The 19,051-nt window shown below is 73.7% G+C and carries 22 protein-coding genes; 5 read left to right on the plus strand and 17 right to left on the minus strand.

Features of this window, described 5'->3' with window-relative positions; genetic code table 11:
* The first annotated feature begins 716 nt into the window (after positions 1 to 716).
* Positions 717 to 3,515, plus strand: a complete 2,799-nt coding sequence (locus ACFXKZ_RS51115) for a Helicase associated domain protein (protein ID WP_380015011.1) — start codon at positions 717 to 719, stop codon at positions 3,513 to 3,515.
* Between the two features lie 456 nt (positions 3,516 to 3,971).
* Entirely contained in the window at positions 3,972 to 4,394 is a 423-nt protein-coding gene (locus tag ACFXKZ_RS51120; RefSeq protein ID WP_380015014.1) for a hypothetical protein, read from the plus strand.
* Between the two features lie 339 nt (positions 4,395 to 4,733).
* On the opposite strand, the gene ACFXKZ_RS51125 is transcribed toward ACFXKZ_RS51120, so the two are convergent.
* Positions 4,734 to 5,156: a hypothetical protein gene (locus ACFXKZ_RS51125; protein WP_380015017.1), complete on the minus strand. Its 423-nt coding sequence runs from the start codon at positions 5,154 to 5,156 to the stop codon at positions 4,734 to 4,736.
* 269 nt (positions 5,157 to 5,425) lie between these two features.
* On the opposite strand from ACFXKZ_RS51125, the gene ACFXKZ_RS51130 reads away from it, so the two are divergent.
* From ACFXKZ_RS51130 to ACFXKZ_RS51140, 3 genes are all read left to right on the plus strand, one after another.
* The gene (locus ACFXKZ_RS51130) at positions 5,426 to 5,878 is read left to right on the plus strand and encodes a hypothetical protein (RefSeq protein ID WP_380015020.1); all 453 of its coding nucleotides are present in this window, start codon (positions 5,426 to 5,428) and stop codon (positions 5,876 to 5,878) included.
* A 149-nt stretch (positions 5,879 to 6,027) separates the two neighbouring features.
* Positions 6,028 to 6,822 (plus strand): ParA family protein, encoded by a 795-nt coding sequence (locus ACFXKZ_RS51135; protein ID WP_380015023.1) that lies wholly within the window; start codon positions 6,028 to 6,030, stop codon positions 6,820 to 6,822.
* On the plus strand, positions 6,819 to 7,742 hold the full coding sequence (locus ACFXKZ_RS51140; protein WP_380015026.1) for a hypothetical protein: 924 nt from the start codon (positions 6,819 to 6,821) through the stop codon (positions 7,740 to 7,742). The genes ACFXKZ_RS51135 and ACFXKZ_RS51140 overlap by 4 nt, the downstream gene beginning before the upstream one ends.
* Before the next feature lie 267 nt (positions 7,743 to 8,009).
* Here ACFXKZ_RS51140 and ACFXKZ_RS51145 read toward each other — a convergent pair whose 3' ends face one another.
* The 16 genes from ACFXKZ_RS51145 to ACFXKZ_RS51220 form a co-directional block, all read right to left on the minus strand.
* Complete coding sequence (locus ACFXKZ_RS51145; protein ID WP_380015029.1) at positions 8,010 to 8,261, minus strand: hypothetical protein; 252 nt, start codon at positions 8,259 to 8,261, stop codon at positions 8,010 to 8,012.
* Positions 8,262 to 8,546: a hypothetical protein gene (locus ACFXKZ_RS51150; protein ID WP_380015032.1), complete on the minus strand. Its 285-nt coding sequence runs from the start codon at positions 8,544 to 8,546 to the stop codon at positions 8,262 to 8,264. It lies immediately after the preceding gene.
* Positions 8,547 to 8,921: 375 nt separating this feature from the next.
* A complete protein-coding gene (locus ACFXKZ_RS51155) occupies positions 8,922 to 9,107 on the minus strand; it encodes a hypothetical protein (RefSeq protein ID WP_380015035.1) in 186 nt (61 codons plus the stop codon).
* Positions 9,108 to 9,348: 241 nt separating this feature from the next.
* Entirely contained in the window at positions 9,349 to 9,750 is a 402-nt protein-coding gene (locus ACFXKZ_RS51160; RefSeq protein WP_380015038.1) for a hypothetical protein, read from the minus strand.
* Positions 9,747 to 10,085 (minus strand): hypothetical protein, encoded by a 339-nt coding sequence (locus ACFXKZ_RS51165; protein WP_380015041.1) that lies wholly within the window; start codon positions 10,083 to 10,085, stop codon positions 9,747 to 9,749. Before ACFXKZ_RS51165 ends, ACFXKZ_RS51160 begins: the two co-directional genes overlap by 4 nt.
* Positions 10,082 to 10,615 (minus strand): hypothetical protein, encoded by a 534-nt coding sequence (locus tag ACFXKZ_RS51170; RefSeq protein WP_380015044.1) that lies wholly within the window; start codon positions 10,613 to 10,615, stop codon positions 10,082 to 10,084. The genes ACFXKZ_RS51165 and ACFXKZ_RS51170 overlap by 4 nt, the downstream gene beginning before the upstream one ends.
* Positions 10,616 to 10,706: 91 nt before the next feature.
* Positions 10,707 to 11,078 (minus strand): RRQRL motif-containing zinc-binding protein, encoded by a 372-nt coding sequence (locus tag ACFXKZ_RS51175; protein WP_380015047.1) that lies wholly within the window; start codon positions 11,076 to 11,078, stop codon positions 10,707 to 10,709.
* A complete protein-coding gene (locus ACFXKZ_RS51180; RefSeq protein WP_380015050.1) occupies positions 11,075 to 11,728 on the minus strand; it encodes a hypothetical protein in 654 nt (217 codons plus the stop codon). The genes ACFXKZ_RS51175 and ACFXKZ_RS51180 overlap by 4 nt, the downstream gene beginning before the upstream one ends.
* Positions 11,729 to 11,832: 104 nt before the next feature.
* Positions 11,833 to 12,174 (minus strand): hypothetical protein, encoded by a 342-nt coding sequence (locus tag ACFXKZ_RS51185; RefSeq protein WP_380015052.1) that lies wholly within the window; start codon positions 12,172 to 12,174, stop codon positions 11,833 to 11,835.
* Between the two features lie 113 nt (positions 12,175 to 12,287).
* Positions 12,288 to 12,458: a hypothetical protein gene (locus tag ACFXKZ_RS51190; RefSeq protein WP_380015055.1), complete on the minus strand. Its 171-nt coding sequence runs from the start codon at positions 12,456 to 12,458 to the stop codon at positions 12,288 to 12,290.
* A gap of 100 nt (positions 12,459 to 12,558) precedes the next feature.
* A complete protein-coding gene (locus ACFXKZ_RS51195; protein ID WP_380015058.1) occupies positions 12,559 to 14,877 on the minus strand; it encodes a hypothetical protein in 2,319 nt (772 codons plus the stop codon).
* Positions 14,878 to 14,984: 107 nt separating this feature from the next.
* Complete coding sequence (locus ACFXKZ_RS51200; protein ID WP_380015061.1) at positions 14,985 to 15,395, minus strand: conjugal transfer protein TraB; 411 nt, start codon at positions 15,393 to 15,395, stop codon at positions 14,985 to 14,987.
* A gap of 13 nt (positions 15,396 to 15,408) precedes the next feature.
* The gene (locus ACFXKZ_RS51205) at positions 15,409 to 17,808 is read right to left on the minus strand and encodes a hypothetical protein (RefSeq protein ID WP_380015064.1); all 2,400 of its coding nucleotides are present in this window, start codon (positions 17,806 to 17,808) and stop codon (positions 15,409 to 15,411) included.
* A 120-nt stretch (positions 17,809 to 17,928) separates the two neighbouring features.
* A complete protein-coding gene (locus ACFXKZ_RS51210) occupies positions 17,929 to 18,138 on the minus strand; it encodes a hypothetical protein (protein WP_380015067.1) in 210 nt (69 codons plus the stop codon).
* The gene (locus ACFXKZ_RS51215) at positions 18,135 to 18,680 is read right to left on the minus strand and encodes a hypothetical protein (RefSeq protein WP_380015070.1); all 546 of its coding nucleotides are present in this window, start codon (positions 18,678 to 18,680) and stop codon (positions 18,135 to 18,137) included. The genes ACFXKZ_RS51210 and ACFXKZ_RS51215 overlap by 4 nt, the downstream gene beginning before the upstream one ends.
* A 139-nt stretch (positions 18,681 to 18,819) precedes the next feature.
* Positions 18,820 to 18,990 carry a hypothetical protein gene (locus ACFXKZ_RS51220; RefSeq protein WP_380015073.1) on the minus strand — a complete coding sequence of 57 codons (171 nt, stop codon included), beginning with the start codon at positions 18,988 to 18,990 and terminating at the stop codon, positions 18,820 to 18,822.
* Positions 18,991 to 19,051: the final 61 nt, after the last annotated feature.

A 19,051-nucleotide genomic window follows, 5' to 3' on the forward strand; every position in this document is an offset into this window, starting at 1 on the left:
CTGACGAGCGAAGCTCGGCGCGTTGCGCCGAGCAAGTGCTGGGCACCCGCGTTGCGGGTGCCGGGGTCCGCGTTGCGGACCCCACAAGACGGCGCGTTGCGCCGTCTTGGAAGGCCCTCCGCGTTGCGGAGGGCAGGCCCGCGTTGCGGGCCCGCTGGCAGCGAAATAGGGGGCGGGGGGCGGGGGTTCGGCCGCCGCTTCCCATATTGGAAGTGGCGGCGGAATCCATCTGACGTACAGTCAGATATACCTGACGGGCCATCAGGTCTCGTGTCCCGAACACTCGGCCGAACCCGTCCCCGAGCCACCATCATGGCACACCCACGCGCCTTGACGCCACTCCAGAGCTTAGACAACACTGTCCATACAGATCCCAGAAAATGAGGACCACCCCCAGCGCCGGATCGGGGTCCGGGGCCGGCTCGCATCGGACCCGCAACACCGACCCACTCCGCCTCTCACATGCCATCTGACCAGCACGAACCCCGGCCGCCGGTGAGGACCAAGAGCAGCCGGTCAAGGCCCGGCGCAGCACCCCCGAGGCGCACCCGACACCACACCCCGGACCTCCCATCGAACCCCATGGACAACACACCCGGTCGCGTAGTGAATCCGGAAGTCGAATCCACAAGCCACGGAGGAAATCGCGTGGAATTCATGTCGGAACCACGGAACTTCTACTCGACATTACGGATCCGGACGACGGGACCCATGGAATGACAGCGACGCTTTTCCCTCATCAGCGCGAGGCCGTTCAAAATGTCACGCGTGAATTCGCTTCCCCTCCGGAGGAGATGGCGGCGCTGCGTGCGGGTGACGGGCCGTGGGCCGGTCTGCGAACGCAGGTGGTGGCCGCGACCGGCACCGGCAAAACCCGCATCGCGGCGGCCTGTGCGGCCCGTCTGACGCCCCACGGCCGGGTCCTGGTCCTGGTGCCCACCCTGGACTTGCTGACGCAGACGGTGGCCGCGTGGCGGGCCGCAGGGCGTACCGGGCCGATGATCGCCGTCTGTTCCCTGCGGGGTGATCCGGCGCTGGACGCGGCCGGGGTCCGGTGCACCACCAGCGCGCCTCAATACGCCCTCTGGTCGGGCCGTACGCGGCATCTCACGGTGTTCGGGACCTACGCCTCCCTGCGGGTGCTGCTGAGGGCGCAGCGGGGCGTGTACGGCCTCGAACCCCCGGCGCCGTTGGACCTCGTGGTCGTGGATGAGGCGCACAGAACCTCCGGTGCGCTCGGGAAGGCGTGGGCCGCGGTGCACGACAACCGGCGGTTACCGGCGGCGCGGCGTCTGTACATGACGGCCACGCCCCGGATTTGGGAGCCGCCGCCCGGCAGCGCGTACGCGGCGCTGGCCGAGGACCCGCCCGTACCCGAACTGGATCCCATGGACCCGGACCCCGAACTGGACGAGTGGGAGGGGTGGGAGGGGGGTGACGAGGAATTCGGCCCGGACGAGGACGAGGACGAGGAGGAGCCCGAGGCCCGGACCGCCTACCAACCCCTGCCGGTCGGATACGCCGCGTCCATGGACGATCAGAGGCTGTTCGGCAGGGTTTCCTACTCGCTGCCCCTGTCGGCGGCGGTGTCCGCGGGGCTGGTTGCGCCTTTTCGGATCGTGGTGGCGGAGGTGACGGACCCCGAGGTCCAGGCCGCCGCCGCGGCGAGCGGGAGCCGGCTCAACCGGCTCTCGACGCGACCGGCGGATGTCGAGGCGTATCGGGGAGCGCGGTTGGCCGCGCTGCAAACGGGGCTGCTGAAACTGGCGTGGGAACACGATCTGCGCCGGGTGTTGACGTTCCATCACCGGACGATCGAGGCCGAGGCGTTCGCGGTGGGCCTGCCCGAGGCGTTCAAGCGGCTGCGTCGGGGCACGCCGGGGGCGTACCCGGGCAGCATCGCGGCGGACTGGATCTCGGGGGAGCACGACCCGCAGCATCGGCGGCGGGTGTTGGGGGCGTTCGGGGCCGGCGCGGATGCGGACGGCGTGGCCGTGACCAGGGCTTTCGTCAGCAATTGCAGGGTGCTCGGCGAGGGGGTTGACGTGCCCGAAATCGACTCGATCGCGATCCTGGACCCCAAGGGGAGCATTGTCGAAATTGTTCAGGCCGTGGGCAGGTGCATCAGGCCGTCGGCCGCCGGCACCAAGTTGGCGACCATCGTGATCCCGATCTTCCTGGAGCGGGACGAGACGCGGGACGACATGCTCGTCTCCCCCAGCTGGCGACCCCTCCAGCGGGTGCTTCAGGCGTTGCGTGCGCACGACGCGTCCATCTGCGACGTGCTGGCGGTGCCGCAGGTCGACGGCAACGCCCAGGGCGACCGCTTCGAGGAGCCGGCCGCCGAGGACACCGACGCCGAGGACGGGGCGCAGGGTGAGGGGGAGCGGCCCGAGTGGCGGCCGATCCTGCGGTATTCGGCGCTGCGCGACCCGGCGCAGATCTCGCAATTCGTGGAATTGCGTGTGGTCGATCCGCAGTCCCGGAACTGGTTGCGCGGATACGTCGCCGCCGAGCGCTACCAACGAGCCCATGGGAACCTCGTCATTCCCATTGATGCTGTTGACATCGATCACCACGGAATCAAATTCCCGCTGGGGCGCTGGATTTCCGAGATGCGCGCCGAGTACGCCAGGAATCATTTGGAGCGTGGGCAGATTCAACGGCTGGAATCGCTCGGGATGGTGTGGTCGGTGCACGATCAGGCGTGGGAGGACGGGTTGGCCATAGCGCGTGAATACGCGCGCAGGCACGGCACGTTGGCGGCGCCGACCGATGCCGTGGTCGACGGCTACCCCATCGGGACGTGGCTCGCGAACCGCCGCGCGCAGGACCGGCGCGGCGAACTGCCTGCCGGGCGCGGCGCGGCGCTGGACGCGTTGGTGGAGGGTGAGCCGTGGCATCCGCCGCATTGGCCGGTGGCGTGGCAGCGGCACCTGACGCACGCGGCCGAGTACCTGGCCGAGCGGGCCGAGCGGGCCGAGCGGGCCGAGCGGGCCGAGCGGGCCGAGCGGGCCGAGCGGGGCGAGCGGGGCGAGCGGGGCGAGCGGGGCGAGCGGGGCGAGCGGAGCGAGGGTGGCCGGCTGGACGACGTGGGCCTGGACGTCGTTCACCGGGGGACGGCGATCGGGCGGTGGGTGGCTCGGCAGCGGTCCGGGTGGGACGGGCTAAACGAGCCGCAGCGCGAACAGCTGCGCGCGCTCGGCCTCACCCCACCCGCGACGGTCGACGTCGCGGCCGAGGCCGGGGCGGCGGTGCCGGTGCCGGACGGGCCTCGGCCGAAGCGCACCCGCGAGCAGGCGTGGGCGATCGCGGTGGGCGCGGCGGCGGCGTACCGGGCCCGGGTCGGGCATTTGGAGGTGCCGCGCGCCCACGTGGAGACGGTGACCGCGTTCGACGGGTGGCCCGAGGACGTACGGCTGGGGGTGTGGGTGACCACGACCAGGAGCAGGCGAGCGAAGCTCTCGGAGGAGCGGATCGCGGAGTTGGACGCGTTGGGGATGCGCTGGACGTGAGCCGGGGGCGGCCGGGGTGGATTGGGGTTACTCACGATGAACCCCTATACAGCCTGCGCATTTTCGAGGGTGCACATTCGCCCCCGACCGGCCCGAACACCCGCGTGGGCCCCGTCGTTTCCAAGGACGACGGGGCAGGCGACGCCCCAGGCGACGGGGCAGGCGACGGGTAAACGGTCCGGGGGTGCGCGGCGCCGCGTCACCCCGGGGCGCGCCGGTCGTTGGGTCCGGTGTGGTGGTTCGGCGTCTCCCCGTCGCCGGATCGGCCGCGCCGGTTCGACCCATCCCCCGAGGTCGATCGGGCGGGTCGCGGGTGGACATCGGTCGGTACGACATCGACGTCCGCCCGCGATCGGCGAACAGCGTGGGGTCTGTCGGCGGCGGATTGCTCGAAGCCTCCGCGTCGGCGGTGTCGGTCGGGTGAGGATGTGGGCTCCGACTACGGGAGGGGCCCGGGTGGCCGAGCACATCGAGGACCAGGAGCACGACGAGCCGCGCGGCGGCGGTGGGGGGCGGTGTCCGTTGGGTGCGCGGTCGGTGCACGACTGCGACGGGCCGACCGACGACGCGGATCGGCTGTTGTTGGGGTGGGTGGCCGCGTGCGGCGGCGCCGAGGACTCCGCGTTCGGGTGCGCGGTGCATCTCGGGGAGGTGCTGGTGGTGTGGGATCCGGGGGAGTGGCACGGCATCGGGTCGCACGGCAGCGCCGACGACACCGCGACCGTGGCGCAGGCCGCCGAACGGGTCGCGGCGGAGGTGTCGGGCGGGCGGTGGATCGTGGCCGGCCCGGACGACGACGAGGTGTTGCCTCGGCCGGCCGCGCGGGACGAGCTGGTGCGTGCGGTGCGCGCGGCGCGCGGGGACGACCCGAACCGCTAGCCGGGCGGGTCGGGGCTGTTCCGCATCGGCCATCGGCCCGGGTGCTCGGAGGGTGCTCGGAGGGTGCTCGGAGGGTGCTCGGGTCGGTGGTAGCGGGGCGCCGGGTGTGGGCGGTGTTCGAGCGGGACGACCCGGCCCAGGGGTCGCCCAGGGAAGAAGTCCACATCCGCCCCCCGCTGTTCGGGGGGGTGTGACCAGGGGAAACGGTCCCGTGGGGTCGGACGCGCAGGCAACACGGTGAGCAACACGGTGAGCAACACGGTGGGCAATACGAAACGCAACACGGTGGGCAACAGGTACGGCAACACGGTAGGCAACCCCGGTCCGGGGCCGCCGGTTTCAAAAATCGCCCCCCGTTCGAGGCGGCCGGGCCGGCCACCGCTCACCCGCGAGCGCGCGTTCGACCAGGACCACGGCGCGCTCGGTCGCGGCGGCGCGGGATCCCTCGTACTCGTACATCCTCAGCACCCCGTCGATCGCGTGCACCGGGATCGCGTCGCGCAGATCCACCCGGGCGGTTCCGTAGCCGTCCCGGGCGGCGGCGAGGGTGGCCGCGACGTGTTGGCGGGCCATCCGGGCCAGGATCAGCGGGTATGCGCGCAGCACCGGGTGATCGCGGTACCCGGGCGGCACCTGATCGAACAGCCACGCCACGGCGGTCTCCTCCCACCCCGCCTCGCCGGGCGGACGCACGCCCCGCGGCCACCCGGGCGGCGCGATGCCGTCGCGCCCGGGTGGCTGCGGGGATGGATCTTGGTGCATGTGTCCGAGTATGGGCGCCCTATCCGGAGCGGCGCGCTCCACACCCGTGGGTGAGCGGTGTACAACGGTCTGCACCCCACAGGGCTGGAGGCGATCACATGAGGTGGCACCTGCGCCGAACCCGCCGCCGCACGCGCCGCGCACCGGTGCGGTGCGGCTCGTGCTGGTCGACGGACGTCACGCCCGAGGCACCCGGGATGTGGCGCTGCCACCGGTGCGCGTACGAGTGGGGGACCGAGGCCGCGTGGCGGCCCCGGGAGGTGGTTCCGATGCTGCCGCCGACCCCGGCCGAGGACCGGGCCGTGACCGCACGGCTGCGCGAGCCCCGGCGCTCCGGCGCGGCGGGCCCGCGCCGGCCGTGGACGGCACGTCGCATCGACCCGTACGACACACCGAACGATGGGTCCGGGCACGACGTGGGGCCGGCGTTGGACGCGTACGAGACACCGATCCCCACGGCCGAGGCCACGCCGGAACCGATCCCGGACACGGCTCCCCCGGCCGGGCCGGTGGAACACCCGGCGCCGCCGGACCCGGACGCGGTGGTCGCGGCGCACGCCTCCCGGATCCTGGATCATCTCGCCGGTATCGCCCTGGTCGACGGCGACGACCCGGCCACCACCCTCGCGGTGCTGCGCGACGTCGCCACAGCGGTGGAGACCATCCGGGCCGGCGCCGCCGCGCACGCGCGACGTACCCGACCCGCGCAGGAACAGCGATGAGCGCCACCACCGGCAACACCCGCCCGAGCGGCTGAGCGGGCGGGCGGTATTGCACTCTTTGGGGCATGTCACCCCCGGCTGCGGTTGTGGTCCCGCTACGGTGCCCGTGGCGGCCTCGGGGCCGGTGGACGAGAGACGGGCATGCGGATATGGCGACACGGATCGCTCTGGGCAACAACAAGGGCGGAGTCGGGAAGACCAGCACGACCGTGCGTCTGGCCGAGGCTCTGGCCGTGGGCGGGTATCGGGTGCTGGTGGTGGATATGGACCCGCAGGGCAACGCGTCGAAGCGGCTCGGGGTGCCGAACCCGCGCGGGCGCACGGTCTCCGAGGCGATCCAGGCCGGGACGGCGGGCGCTGCGGCCGACCGGATGTGGCCGTGTGGGTGGGATGCGGAGTACGCGCCGCGGATCGCGGTGTGCCCGTCGACGCTGGAACTGGAGGACCGGATGAGCGAGTCGGGCGTCCTCGGCTCCCATCGGCGTCTGGAACTGGCCCTGCGGGGTGTCGATGACGGGATCGACTACACGCTGATCGACTGTCCGCCGTCGCTCTACCACCTGACACAACTGGGTCTGGCCGCCGCGCCGTTGGTGGTCGGTGTCACCGAACCGGAGCTGTACTCGATCGAGGCGGTCCTGCGTTTCATGCAGTTCGTCAAGGACAAGGGGCCGGAGATGTCGACTCCGCCGCCCCGGATGATCGGAATGATCGAGAGCGGGTTCGACGTGCGCAGGCCCGCGCACGTCGCCCAACACGAGAATCTGCCGGAGGTACCGGGTTTGGGGCCGCTGCTGTGGGAGCCGACCATCCCGGTGCGCACCGCGATCCAGGACGCGGACGAGTCCGCGCTGCCGTTGAGCGAGATCCGGACGGGTGCGGGCCGTGAGGTCCGGGCGCTGTATGCCGCTCTCGCGGAGCGCCTGATCAAGGCCGCCGCGTGAGTGCCGGCGCGGGGAAGCCGGCCCGGAAGGCGGCGGTGAGGCGGGAGCGGCCCAAGCCGTCCGCCCCGGCCGAGGGCAGCACGAACATCCTGGTCGGGGACCAGATCTCCACCGGGGCGGAGGTGGCGGCGGCGGCCGTGCCGGCCGCGCGCCGGGCGCAGGTCGTGGCGGCGTCCGAGGCGATCGGCACGCCGGAGGAGCAGCTACGGGTGTACGAGGCGGTGATCCAGGCTGCCCACGAGACGGCGCGCGGAACGATGGCGGCGGCGCGGGCCCGGTTCGTGGTGGAGGTCGGGATGGCCCTGGAGGCGATCCGCGCGGCCGGCCTGTACCGGGCCACACACGCCACGTTCGAGGGGTACGCCGAGGGTCGGTGGGGGATCAGCCGGCCGCGTGCCTACCAACTGATCACGGCCGCGCCGCTGATGGTCGCGGCGGCGCGTGTGGTGGACGATCCGATCGTGGAGGCGCAGGCGCGAGCCCTCGCGCCGGTGCTGACATCGGAGCGGCCCGAGACGGCGCGGGAGGTGATCGCGGCGGCGCGGGAGGCGTCCGGTGGCCGGCTCACGGCGGCGGGCATCCGCAAGGCCGTCCGCGCGGCCGGCTACACCCCCCCGGCGGCGCAGGAGAAGCCGGCGGAAACCGGGAGCGCGGCGTCGGCGGCGTCGGCGATCGAGAGTTTGTCGGCGACGCGCGAGCGGTTGGCGCGTGTGGCCCGGAACGTGAGCCGGGCCGGCGTGCGGCGGGCGCACGGCGAGCATCCGCACCAGGCGGCGCGGTTGGTGCGAGATATGACGACCGACCTCGTACAGGTGGCCGCGGCGCTGGGGTTGACCGTGTCCCGGGATGGACGACTCCTCACCCCGAACACGGCACCGGCAACGCCGACGAAGGAGAAGGCGAAGAAGACGACGCGCTGAGCACCGACGCCCCGATCGGACACCACTCGTGTAGGGCACACGAGAGATGTCCGGGGCCGGCGACGCGCCATTTCTCGTGTGCCCTACAGGAGAGATGGCCGGACACGACGATCCCGCGCCCCGCGCCCGGCCGGACACGGCGCACCCGGGACCCCGGCCGCCGGCTACCGACCGTGACAGGATCAGGCGCGGGATCGTCCTCGCCGCCGGACACTGCCGGTGGCGTGTCCGGCGGCCACGGCGGAGCCGGGGCCGTGTGGCCGGGCGTCAGGGCGGGGGCTGGATCCGCACGATCGTGATGGTGATGATCTCCCGGCCGACGTAGTACACCGTGATGCAGCCGGCCGCGACGGTCTGCCGGCGGTCCGGCTCGGACCGCGATACCGGGGTCGTGTCGCGGCCGTAGGGGTCCGAGGCGAGCGAGGACAGCGCGCGGTCGAACCGGGCGCGCAGGTCGGCGGGCATGTCCGCGCGGACGCGGGTGGCGATCGGGTCGAACGCGATCCGGTACCGGCTCACCTACGCCTCTCCCTGCCAGTCCGGGAGGTCGTCGGCGTAGACCACGCCCGAGTAGTCGCCCGACTCCAGGCGGCGGAATGCCTCTTCGTCCTCGGCAACGGCCTCGGCGGGCAGGCCCCAGCGGGCCGCGACGGCGGGGACCAGGTGGAGCGGGGTGGCGTCGATCGCGGCGTCGAACGCGGCGCGCCGGTCCTCGGGGAGGCCGGCTCTGATCTCTCCTATGGTGCCGGGCAGGTCGACCAGCGCGCCCCCGATGTGGGTGCGCAGCACGTGGTGTTCGGCCATGGCGTCCGTCCTCGATCGGTCGGTGTCGCGGGTGTTGTCGCCCCCAGTGTCCGCCGGGCGCGGCGGCGCACACCAGGGCGCACCGCAGCGCGAACGCGGCCGGACATCGCATGTCCGGACATCGATGTGACGAGACGATCGCGTGTCCGATCACGCGGTGTCAGAGACCGCGTGGCCGGACACCGTGATGTCTAATTTTTTAGACAGACCGATCAGACACCCCGGAACGCAAAAAAGGCCGGCCCCCTCGGGGGCCGGCCTTTGTCGGTGTCGGTGTCGTCAGGCTCGGCCCGGTCCGCGTGGTGCCGTGCCGGCGGCCACCGGCCCCGGGGTGGGGTCGGTGGCCGCGTGGGTCCGTCGGTCGTCGGTGGGTGGTCAGGCCCGGCGCGGGCGGTGGCGGGCGCTGGGGCGGGTGTGCATCGGGTCGTCCGCGCAGTCCTCGGCCCAGCACTCATGGGTCCAGCAGGTGACCCGGTCGTCGCTGTGCATGCCGCCGGCCTCGCGCGCGTCGTCGCGCGCGATCGCGGCGGCGAGCTTGGAGTCGGTGGGCTTGTCGGGCATCGGGGTTCCTCTCGGTGGGCGGGGCGGCCGGGTCGGCCGCCCCGCGTGGTCGGTCAGGGTCGGCGAGCGGGCGGGCGCGGGTGTACGCGCGGCAGGCGTCGCAGGGCATGTCGGCGGGCGCGGTCAGCCACCCGTCGGGCAGCGGCGGGCACACGTGGGCGCGCTCATGTCGTCTCCGGTTCGGATCGGTGTCGTGGAGCGGCCACCGGCCCCGGGGTGGGGTCGGTGGCCGCGGCGTCGGTCAGGTGGTGCGGTGTGCGGTGCCGGTGAGCACCGGCCGGTGAACGTCGCGGTGGTGGACGTCGACGGCGATGCCGGCCGCGGTGATGTGGTCGGCGAGGCGGCGGGCGGCGCCGACGGCGCGGTGTCGGCCGCCGACGCATCCGGTGGCCACGACGACGGGGCCGCCGATCGCGGTGTGCATGTCCAGGGCCGCGCGGGCGATGCCCGCGATCAGGATCTCAATCCCCGGGGTGGCGAGCACGTGCGCGTACACGTCGGCGTCCAGGCCGGTCCGCTCGCGCATGCTCGGGTCGTGGTGCGGGTTGCGGAACCGGGGGCGCAGGTCGACGGTGATGTGCGCGTCGGGCGCCGGCCCGTGGCCGTAGCCGAACGACACGACCCGGATCGGTGGCGTACTCATGTGGTGCGTCCCTTCGTGGTGGTGCGGGGGCGGGTGGAAACGCAGGACGGATGCAGCGGCCGGCCCCGGGGGCACCGGGTACGGGTGTGGATCCGGCAGGCGTCGCACGGCATCTCGGCCGGCGCGGTCATCCACCCCGCCGGCAGCGGCGGACAGGTGTGTGCGTGCCACTCGTCGCCCGCCGCGCGGGCGTCCTCGGCCCGGCGCAGCGCGTGGGTCCGGCGGGCGCCGCAGGTGTTGCAGCGCCACGAGACCAGGCCGGTGTCCAGGCGGCTCCTGGGGGTGGCGATGCGCAGCGATCCGCGCTCCCAGGTGGTGGGGAGGGTGTACGTCATCGGGCGGTGCAGACGGCGAGCAGCATCCCGGTCTCGTGCTCGATCGCGGCCGGGGTCGCGTAGCGGGGCGGCGCGCTTTCGGGGGTGAGCGCGCGGATGCGGGCGGAGTCGGTGGCGGAGGTGATCCACGCGTCTCCGCGGCCGTCGCGGTAGAGGGTGCGGGCGCCGGGCACCGGGCGCGGCGCCGTCGACGGCGCGGGGCGCAGCGCCCGGAGCCGGTCGTATTTCTCGCCGGTGCTGTGTCCGTCCCACTGCGCGCGCGGGTGATCGGCGCCGACGCGGCGGACGTGGTCGAACAGGGGCACGTCGTCGGGGTGGATGTGCCAGGACATCGGGCCGGTGGGCGGGTGGATGTGGACGATCGCGTACTCGGGCAGGTCGGGGGCCGAGGTCACCAGGACGGACGGCCACCGCGCGGCGAGATCGGCGATCAGTTCGGCGCGTTCGCGGTACACCGATCGCTCGGCGGACGTGTTCGCGGTGTCGGGGTCGGTGGGGGTGGGTGGACGGTGGTGGGTGGACACGGACACGATGGGTGCTCCATCTGCCCCCGCAAGGGGGCGGGTTGGGGCCCCGGACGGCCGCTTCGTTGGTAGCGGTGTCGGCCGTCCGGGGGCGTTTTCAGGTGTGGTCGCAGTCGTGCTCGGGCGGTTGCTGCTCCTCGTACTCCCGGTCTTCTCGGGCCCGGTCGGCGTCGACGCAGCCGAGGCAGATCCCGTAGCGGCGAGGGATGCAGTAGCCGGTGTCGATCAGGCAGGCCGGGCAGGTGCGGCGGGCCCGCATCGCCTCGGCGAGGGCGCGTTCACGCCCCGGGGTCATCGACCGGACCGGGCGGGCGCGGCCGATGTCGTACAGATAGGCCACCCGCAGGCCGCCCCACCACCTGACCTCGGCCACCGGGTCCTGGCCACCCGGGCGCAGGCCCGCGGCGCGCAGCTGTCGGCGGGTGCGCAGGTGTCGGGGGGCGTGGTGGTAGGGGTAGACCTCGGTCACCGGCCGCCGCCGTCGACGGGCGCGGCCGGGTCGGCGAATAGGCCGTGGGGCAGGCGGTCGACGGCGGCGGCGGTGTCGATGCAGTCCACGCAGGCGGGCGCGATCCGGCCGCCGAAACACCCGGACGTGCACGTCGTTTCGGCCTCGTGGCCGTATTCGCCGTGCCACCGGATCCACGCGTCCAGTTCCTCGCGCAGGCCGCGGATCACCAGGCGCAGGTCTGCGGTGTCCAGGACCACGGCGGGGGTGGGCGGGGTCGTGTCGGTGGGGCCGTCCTCGGTGCACGAGCCGTGCAGGCTGCGCACCGACGGCACGATCCGGTGCGCGGTGTCGGTCCACGCGGCGGCGGCGCTCGCCCGCGCCTCCAGGACGTGGCCGCCGTCCAGCGGGATCGGGGCCCAGCGCAGCGCCGAGTCCGGGTCGATCTCCCGGTACATCGCCACCAGTTCGCGCTGCGCCTCGGTCAGGCTGGTGTACGGGTCGATCTCCACCACGCGCCCGGCGGCGCTGGGCACGAGCGCGGACCACGTCCACACGGTGCGCCGGTCGATTTCCCGCCGCATCTCGGCGCGGGTGTACTGGGCCACGATCAGGCGATCGAGATCATGCGCCACCGGCGCAGGGGTCGGGTGGTGTCCGTTCGTGGGCATGGGTGTTGCTCCTGTCGGTGGTGGGTTGGGGTGTCGTGCGAGCGGCCCCGGCCGGGCCCGGCGTGCGGGTCGGTCGGGGCCGCGCTCGCGGGTCGCGTATCGGCCTACAGCGCGGTGAGGGTGTCGACCGCGATCTCGTAGATGTCCACCAGGTCGGTGACGCCGTCCCAGGTGCCGGGGGCGTAGCGGACGTGGACCACGCGCATCGGGGTGCCGTCGCGGCCGGTGGCGTCGTGGATGTGGACGGTGTGGCTGCGGCGGGCGCGGCGGATCGCCGCGCGGGCGGCGTTGATCCGGCACTCGGTCGGGGCGTAGGTGCGGCCGTCGATGCGGGTGTGGACGATGACGTGGCCGTCGCGCGGGCCGACGCGGCGCAGCCGTTCGGTGTAGGCGCGCCGGGCCTGGGTGTAGGTGTCGACGTGGGTCCGGATGGTGTCGGTGTTCATGGTGTGGGCTCCTCGCTGGTCGGGGTGCTCGTACGACTGCGCCCCGACCGGCTCCGAGGTGCGGGCCGGTCGGGGCGGTCGGGTGCGGTGGTGTGCGGTCGGCACCGGGTGGATCAGACGAGGGGCCGCACCAGGTAGCCGAGGTGCTTCTTCCGGCTCTCGCGCTCCATCTCCGCGGCGTGGGCTTCGCAGAACTCGTGCGTCCCGTGGTTGCTCCGCGGAGGGGCAATCGCGATGTAGGTGGCCGGGTTCGTGCAGTCCGCGCAGGTCTTCTTCGTGCTCATGGGGTTTCCTCTCCTGTGACCGGTCGGGGTCGCTCGTGCGGCCCCCGCCCCGGCCGGGCCGGACGGGGATCCGGGCCGGTCGGGACGGCGGTCGTACGAACTACTCGGCGTCGGTCGGGTCGGGCTGGGGCTCGGCCGCGGGGAGTTGCCACACGCCTCGGGAGTACTGCTCGATGCGGCCCTCGCGGTGCAGGGCGCTGAGCATGTTGGACACGCCGGTGGGGGTCGCGTCGGGAATCCCCTCGCGCAAATCCTTGGTGCTCTTTCGGCCGCCGTCGGCCAGCAGCGCGAGGATGCGGTCCTTCACGGTGGCCGGGCGAGCGGTGGGCCGGGCGGCGGCCGGGGCGTCCGCTGTGCCGCCGGGGGTGGCGATCGGGGTTGCGGCCGGGTCGGTGCCGTCGTCGGCGTCGCCGAGCAGCAACGCCTCGGCCCACGGCAGGGCTTCGGCGTAGGCCCGCTGGTAGATCTCGTGTTCCTCCGCGCCGAGGACGGGCATCGGGGCGGACTCGTACAACGAGATCAGGTGCGGGTACGTCTTGTTTTCCTTGACGGCGCGCCAGTTGCGCATCAGGTAGACGGTGCCGCCCTGGATGTACCAGGACATGCCCGCGGTGATCGGCCCGGTGACGACTTCGCGGCCGTCGAACGCGGCGTCGATGTCGTTGCCGCCGCCCCCGAAATACATCGGGATGGGCTCGATCGAGATGCCGCGCGGGATCACCCCGTCGGCCGCCATGTGCTGCGTCGTGCTGGAGTTCGTCCGCCCCAGGGACACGGTGCCCTGCTTGGCGTTGGCGCGGATCTTGTCCTTGTCGCCGAGGTCTTCGAGGTGGATGCTTTGCGCGGCGAGGCGGATGCCCATCCCGAATTTGCGGCCCGTGCTTTGGAATTTGGAGACGAGCCCGACCACGGCGGTCTTGAACAGCTTGGGCACGTCGGCGTCGGCGGCCAGGATCAGGTTGAGTTCGTCCAGGGTCAAATTGACCAATGGCCACGGGTCGTTGATCGCGAACCCGCTCCAGCCGTTGGCGGAGCTGACCTTCTCGCGGTGTTGGGCCAGTTCGTAGGCGGCGACGAGCGTCGCCAGGACCGCCGCGCGGCCCGCCCCGAAGTGGTAGATCCGGTGGTTCGCCTCGGGCAAGCTCATCCCGTTCTGCGCGTCGGCGGCGATGGACACGACCCCGCTGATCCGCTCCCCGATCATGATCGTGTGCAGGGTCACGCTCTTGCCCGCGCCCGGCGCTCCGACGATCAGGTCGGTCATCGCGCCCAGGACCGGGTCGTACAGGGCCAGGTGGGCGGGGCGTCCGTCGTGGCGCAGGCCGGTGCGGATCCGGCCGCGCTCGTCCATCGTCAGGTCCTCGACGGTGGCTTCGCGCACGTCCAGCAGCGGGTGTTCGCGGTAGACCGACACCAGGCCGTCGCCGAGGCCGTTGGTCTCGACCATGCACAGTTCGGCATCCGTCATGCCCAGCGCCCGCGCGATCTCCGCCTGAGGCAGCTTGATCATCTTCCTGGCCTCGGCCTGGACCCGGAACACGATCCGGTTCTCCTCCACTTTGTGATCGATCAGGCGCATCCCGGGGGCGGCGCCGCCCGGGTCGGACACCATCGACCGCCACAGACCGGGCAGGTCGCTCGGGCCCGCCGCGCCGCCCAGAGTCGGAGCCACCGTCAGCGCCATGCGCCCGGGGCCGGATCCGGGAATCGACGTCACGCTCACCGCATCGGTGGGCAGGTCGAACACCGCGGCCAACGCCACCGGGTTGAGGTTGGGAACGGCCGCGCCGCGCTCGGCCACGATCACCGCGTCGAAATCGGGCCGGTCCTCCGCGAGTTGGCGGATCGCGACCAGCCGCGTCCCGGGCGCCAGCGCCGCGGCCTCCCACATCGCGGCCAGCGCCTCGGGGTAGGTGTACGACCGCTGCGCCGGGACGTTCTCGGCGGGCGGGGCGTCGGGGATCGCGATCGCGTCGGTGGAGCGGGTGAGCGGGGTCATCCAGCCCATCACCGTTCCCCAGGCCGCGGGCAGGATCCATTCCCACCAGGCGGCGCCCGGCGCGGTGACCGAGGCGGCGTACAGGCCCGCGCCGGTCAGCACGGGCAACGCCCGGTGGCAGGTGCGCAGCAGTCCGTGGTGGTCGTCGGATCCGGCGCGCAGCGTCAGCCACGCGAGGGTGGCACCCGCCGCGCCGTACGAGCCGAGGACCGCGTCCGGGCCCGCACCGGCGGCGGTGTGCGGTCCGATGACCAGGCCCACCGACCCGGCCACGTACGCGATGCGCTCGGCGGTCATCCGCCGCCGGAGCGCGCCCAGGGACACGTACCGCTGCTCGTCGGCCTCGGTGTCCGCGGTCGTGTCCGCGGTCGTGCCCGTGCTCCTGGTCGTGCTCGGGGTCTTGGTCGTCTTGGTGGTCACGGTGGTGGTCTCCGTTCGGGGCCGGCGGTCGGGGTCGGGATGCGCGAGAGGTCCGCGCCCCGGGGTGGGGCGCGGACCTCTCGTGTGGTGCGTGGGGGCTCGGCGGTTCAGGTGTTGCGGTAGAACCCGGCCTTCGCTTGGGTCCCGACGGCCTGGACTGCTTCGTAGACGCCTCGGTACTCGGCGTCGTGCGCGGCCTGGGTGGCGAGCGCGGCCGTGCGGATGCCGTCCGCGCGCCGGGCCACGGCGGCGGACACCGTCGCCACCCCCGACAGCGCGGTGGTCACCTCTTCCATCTGCGCGATTTCCGTCGAGTCCACCTCGGCGGCGGCGGCCTGTTCGCCCATCACCCGCGACAGGTCCGCGTTGTGCTGCATCCGCCGCGTCAACCGACCCAGGGCCTCCTCCAGGAGGCCGGCCACGTGGGCCAGATCGGCCAGTTGTCGCTGGATCGCGGGGAACGAAGCCCCGTCGGCGGACACCATCTCACCGGTGTTGACCGGTACCAGATCACCCATGTCGGTCTTCCTCCTACTGGATGTTGTGGGCGCGGGCGGACGGCGCGTACAGGCCCGCGTCGGCGGCGGCCCGCTGCACCGGCCGGTACCGGTCGTGCATGGACTGGTCCACGATTTCTGCGTGTTCGGCCGCCGACAGGGCCCGCGTCGCCAGGTCGTGGCCCTGGGGGACGATCAGGTCGGTCTGCTCGATCAGCAGCCCGAACGCGGCCTGCGTCCGCGGGCCGATCACGTTGTGCGCGGACGCGAGATGGCCGCGCAACTGGTCCAACCGGCGCGCCAACGTCCGGCATTGGTCGGCCAGGGTGGCCGCGTCCTCGTACGCGCTCATTGCGTGCGTCATCGTGCGCTCCACGATCCGCAGCACCTGATCGAGGGTGATCTCCGTGGCGTGCTCGGCGGCCATCCCGCCGTCCCCGCCGCCTCGGGCCATCGTGTTCCCGCGTGCCATCGACGCCTCCTGATCCTGGGGTGTTCGTGTCTGTGTCGGGGGAGCGGACGGGGGCGGGGTGTACGGCGGATCCGCACCCCCCGCGCCCGCACCCGCATCGGAACGGGAGCCGGGCGCAGGGCCCGGGTCGGGTGTCCGGGGCCCGTTCCGGGCCTCGCGGTCCAGGCGCTCGACCACGGGAGCCTCCGCGGGCGCGGCCGACGCGGCGGCCATCCCCGCCGACTCCCACGGACTGCGCCGCCGCCCCTCGCGGGGGGCATCCCCACGCGCGGCGGCGAGCGCCGCGACGAGCGGACCACCCGACGCCGAACCCGCCGTACTCGGCGCGGTCGTGGCGGCGGTGCCGGCCACCGGCGCCGCCGCGTGCTGCCCGGCACGGCGGCGGTGCCTCGGCGACTCGACCCGGATCACCCGGTGCACACCGACCCACCCCCGACCCGCCCCGCGCCGGACCGCGCGGGTCGCCGACTCGCGCCCGGCCGACAACCGGCGATGCAACCGCCGGGCCGACTCCACCCGCGCCGCGCCGCGCCGGACGCCCCCGTCCCTGCCCTCGTCCTTGCCGGCCTCGTCCTTGCCGACCTCGCCGGCCTTGCCCTTGTCGGCCGTGCCGGCCTTGCTCTTGCCGGCCTTGCCCTTCTTGTCCTTGGTGGGCTCGGCCGTCGGCTCGTCCCGGCCGACCTCGGCCGTACCCTCCGGCTCCGGCTCGTCCTTCGCCTTCGACACGACCGGGACCAGCGTCTTGCGCCGCTGCCGCAGGCGCTTGCGCAGGCGACGCGCGGACTCGTGCCGGAGCGCGCCGCGCAGGGTGCTCGGATCGTCCCCTGCCCGCTCCGGCACACCGGCCGCGCCGCCCTTGATCGCCTTGTTCTTCGCGGCGGCCTTGGCGGCCTTCTTCCGATGCGCCTTGGGGATCGAGGACGTTCCGCCCGTCGTCGGGCTGCGCCACCGGCCACCACGGCCGCCGCCGGTACCGCCGCCCCGGCCTCCCGAGTCGGACCCGCCGCCCCCACCACGCCCGCCACCGCCGAGGCCACCACCGCGACCGCCGCCCGCCCCGCCGCTTCGACGGCCGATGCCGAACCCGCCCGCGCCGCTGCCACCGCGCGTGCCGCCGGACGATCCGCCGGTCCCTCGACCGCGCCCGGCGCCGCCGCCGGATCCACGACCGCCGCCCGATCCGCCGCCGGACCCGCGCCCGGCGCCTCCGCCCGTGCCGCCGCCGCGCCCACTACCGATGCCACCCTTGGATCCGCCGCCGGAACCGCCGCCGCGACCGGAACCGCGTCCGCCGCCCGATCCGCCGCCGGTCCCTCCCGAACGTCGGCCGCCCGACGTACCGCCGGACCCGCCACCGCGACCGCCGCTCGAACCGCCGCGACTACCACCGCCGGATCCGCGTCCGCCGCCCGTGCCGCCGGACCCGCCGCCGCGACTACCGCCGCCGCCCGACCCGCCGCCGGTGCCGGACGAGCCCTTCGTCCCGCCCTTCCTGCCCTCGCGCGCGGACGCGGCGACCGCGTGGATCCCGCGCAGCGTCGCCACGGACGCGGCCAGCACCGCGGCGGCCGACAGCGCCCCCAGCGCCGGGGCCGCGCCCGGCTGCTCCGGGCCGGCGTCGGCCGGGTGCTCGGCGACCGCTCCCACCCGGTCCGCGTCCGCATCCGCGCCGGGGTCGGGGTCGGGGAACGGCACGGCCGTCCGGGCCTGAGCGTCCGACGGCTCGGACAGCGCGGCCACCGACTCCCACGGCGACCGCCGCACCGGCCCCGGCGCGGGCTCCTCGGCCGCGTCCTCGGCGGGGACACCCGCGAGCGGATCCACCGGGGCGGCCGGCTCCCCGGGCGCCGTCTCGGGGTCCACCGGCGGCGGCGTGTAGCCGATCCGGGGGAACGGGTACACCGTCGCCAACCGCTCGTCCGGTGCTTCGTCGGGCCCCGGGGGACCCTCCTCGTCGGCCATTTCGGCCCCTTTCTGGGTTGACAGACAGTGACCGGATCGGGGACCCTCGCGCGTGCGCATGCGCACACACAGGGGGCCCGCCCCAACGGGGCTCCGGCCGGTGAAGTGAAGAAGATGAAGTCACGTTCCGTGACGGGTATGAAATTCCTGCGCCACCTCGGCCAGTGCGTCCCACACCGACGTGTCACCCTCGCGCTCCGCCCGCGCGGCGGCCGATCTGGCGAGGTTCAGCCAGACCGTCGCCCGCTGCTCCGGGGTCTGCGCCTCGGCGAGTTTCCGGTTCCAGTGCAGCGCACGATTCGCCGCCGCCCGCTTCTCGGAGCGCTTCACCGCTGCCCCCCGCGCTTCGGCGGGAAGAAGTCCACGACCGACGGCACGACGGGCGCCGCCTGGTCCTCGTCGGCGACCGTGTACAGGTGCGGCTCGGCGTCCAGGTGACGCTGCCGGCTCCCCTCGGCGTGCAGAGCCCGCGCCGACTGCGCCAACGACCCACCCACCACCGCCCCGGCCGCCCGCCGCCGCTCCGCGTTGCGGTCCAGCCGCGCCGTCCGCCGCTCCTCGCGCCGGGTGTCCTCCACCGCCCGGCGCTGCGGCTCCTCCAGGACGTGCTGGACGTAGGCGGTGTACAGGGCTTCAGCCTGCGCACCCGCCCGCGCGGACGCTCTCTCCATCTTCCGCAGGTGCCGGTAGATCCGCCGCGCACGCCACCACGCGGCGCCCATACCGTCGCCGTCCAGCGGGGTCTGTTCCAGGCGGCGGCGGAGCACCTGGGCGAGCTGCCCGTATTCGCGCGCGTCGCTCAGGTGCAGGTCACGGCGCTCCTGGGTGAAGGTTCTCAGTCCCTGCTCGGTGAAAAGGTCGTTGATGTCCATGGTTCTCGTCCTCGCTCGGGTCGATACGCGGGCGGTGCGGTCGTACGGGCGGTGCGGCGCGCGGCGCCCACGCCGAGCCCCGGGACGCGATGAGCGCGCACCGGGACCGGCGAACACGTCGGCGGTGTGTTTGTGCAGGTCAGTCCCGCTCGCGCTCGGCCGCACGGGCCGCGTCGCGAGCGTCCATCTCGGCCATGAACTCCGCGAGTTCGGCCATCTCCATCTCCTCGTACGCGGCGTGCATCTCGGCCATCTCCCGCCGGTGCGCGGCGGCGGCCGAGTCCTCGAACTCGTCCTCGTCGTCGAACATGGGGCCTGCTCTCTCTGGTCGATGTCGTCGGGGTGGGCACGACGCGAGGGGCGACCCGCCG

The organism is Embleya sp. NPDC059237 (genome assembly GCF_042754105.1).
GTDB lineage: Bacteria > Actinomycetota > Actinomycetes > Streptomycetales > Streptomycetaceae > Embleya.

What these genes read in the sequence shown, in the direction of transcription:
- ACFXKZ_RS51115 (WP_380015011.1), top strand. Translation starts at nt 717, where the DNA reads ATGACAGCGACGCTTTTCCCTCATCAGCGCGAGGCCGTTCAAAATGTC.
- ACFXKZ_RS51125 (WP_380015017.1), bottom strand. Translation starts at nt 5,156, where the DNA reads ATGCACCAAGATCCATCCCCGCAGCCACCCGGGCGCGACGGCATCGCG.
- ACFXKZ_RS51130 (WP_380015020.1), top strand. Translation starts at nt 5,426, where the DNA reads ATGCTGCCGCCGACCCCGGCCGAGGACCGGGCCGTGACCGCACGGCTG.
- ACFXKZ_RS51135 (WP_380015023.1), top strand. Translation starts at nt 6,028, where the DNA reads ATGGCGACACGGATCGCTCTGGGCAACAACAAGGGCGGAGTCGGGAAG.
- ACFXKZ_RS51150 (WP_380015032.1), bottom strand. Translation starts at nt 8,546, where the DNA reads ATGGCCGAACACCACGTGCTGCGCACCCACATCGGGGGCGCGCTGGTC.
- ACFXKZ_RS51155 (WP_380015035.1), bottom strand. Translation starts at nt 9,107, where the DNA reads ATGCCCGACAAGCCCACCGACTCCAAGCTCGCCGCCGCGATCGCGCGC.
- ACFXKZ_RS51160 (WP_380015038.1), bottom strand. Translation starts at nt 9,750, where the DNA reads ATGAGTACGCCACCGATCCGGGTCGTGTCGTTCGGCTACGGCCACGGG.
- ACFXKZ_RS51165 (WP_380015041.1), bottom strand. Translation starts at nt 10,085, where the DNA reads ATGACGTACACCCTCCCCACCACCTGGGAGCGCGGATCGCTGCGCATC.
- ACFXKZ_RS51180 (WP_380015050.1), bottom strand. Translation starts at nt 11,728, where the DNA reads ATGCCCACGAACGGACACCACCCGACCCCTGCGCCGGTGGCGCATGAT.
- ACFXKZ_RS51185 (WP_380015052.1), bottom strand. Translation starts at nt 12,174, where the DNA reads ATGAACACCGACACCATCCGGACCCACGTCGACACCTACACCCAGGCC.
- ACFXKZ_RS51190 (WP_380015055.1), bottom strand. Translation starts at nt 12,458, where the DNA reads ATGAGCACGAAGAAGACCTGCGCGGACTGCACGAACCCGGCCACCTAC.
- ACFXKZ_RS51200 (WP_380015061.1), bottom strand. Translation starts at nt 15,395, where the DNA reads ATGGGTGATCTGGTACCGGTCAACACCGGTGAGATGGTGTCCGCCGAC.
- ACFXKZ_RS51205 (WP_380015064.1), bottom strand. Translation starts at nt 17,808, where the DNA reads ATGGCCGACGAGGAGGGTCCCCCGGGGCCCGACGAAGCACCGGACGAG.
- ACFXKZ_RS51215 (WP_380015070.1), bottom strand. Translation starts at nt 18,680, where the DNA reads ATGGACATCAACGACCTTTTCACCGAGCAGGGACTGAGAACCTTCACC.
- ACFXKZ_RS51220 (WP_380015073.1), bottom strand. Translation starts at nt 18,990, where the DNA reads ATGTTCGACGACGAGGACGAGTTCGAGGACTCGGCCGCCGCCGCGCAC.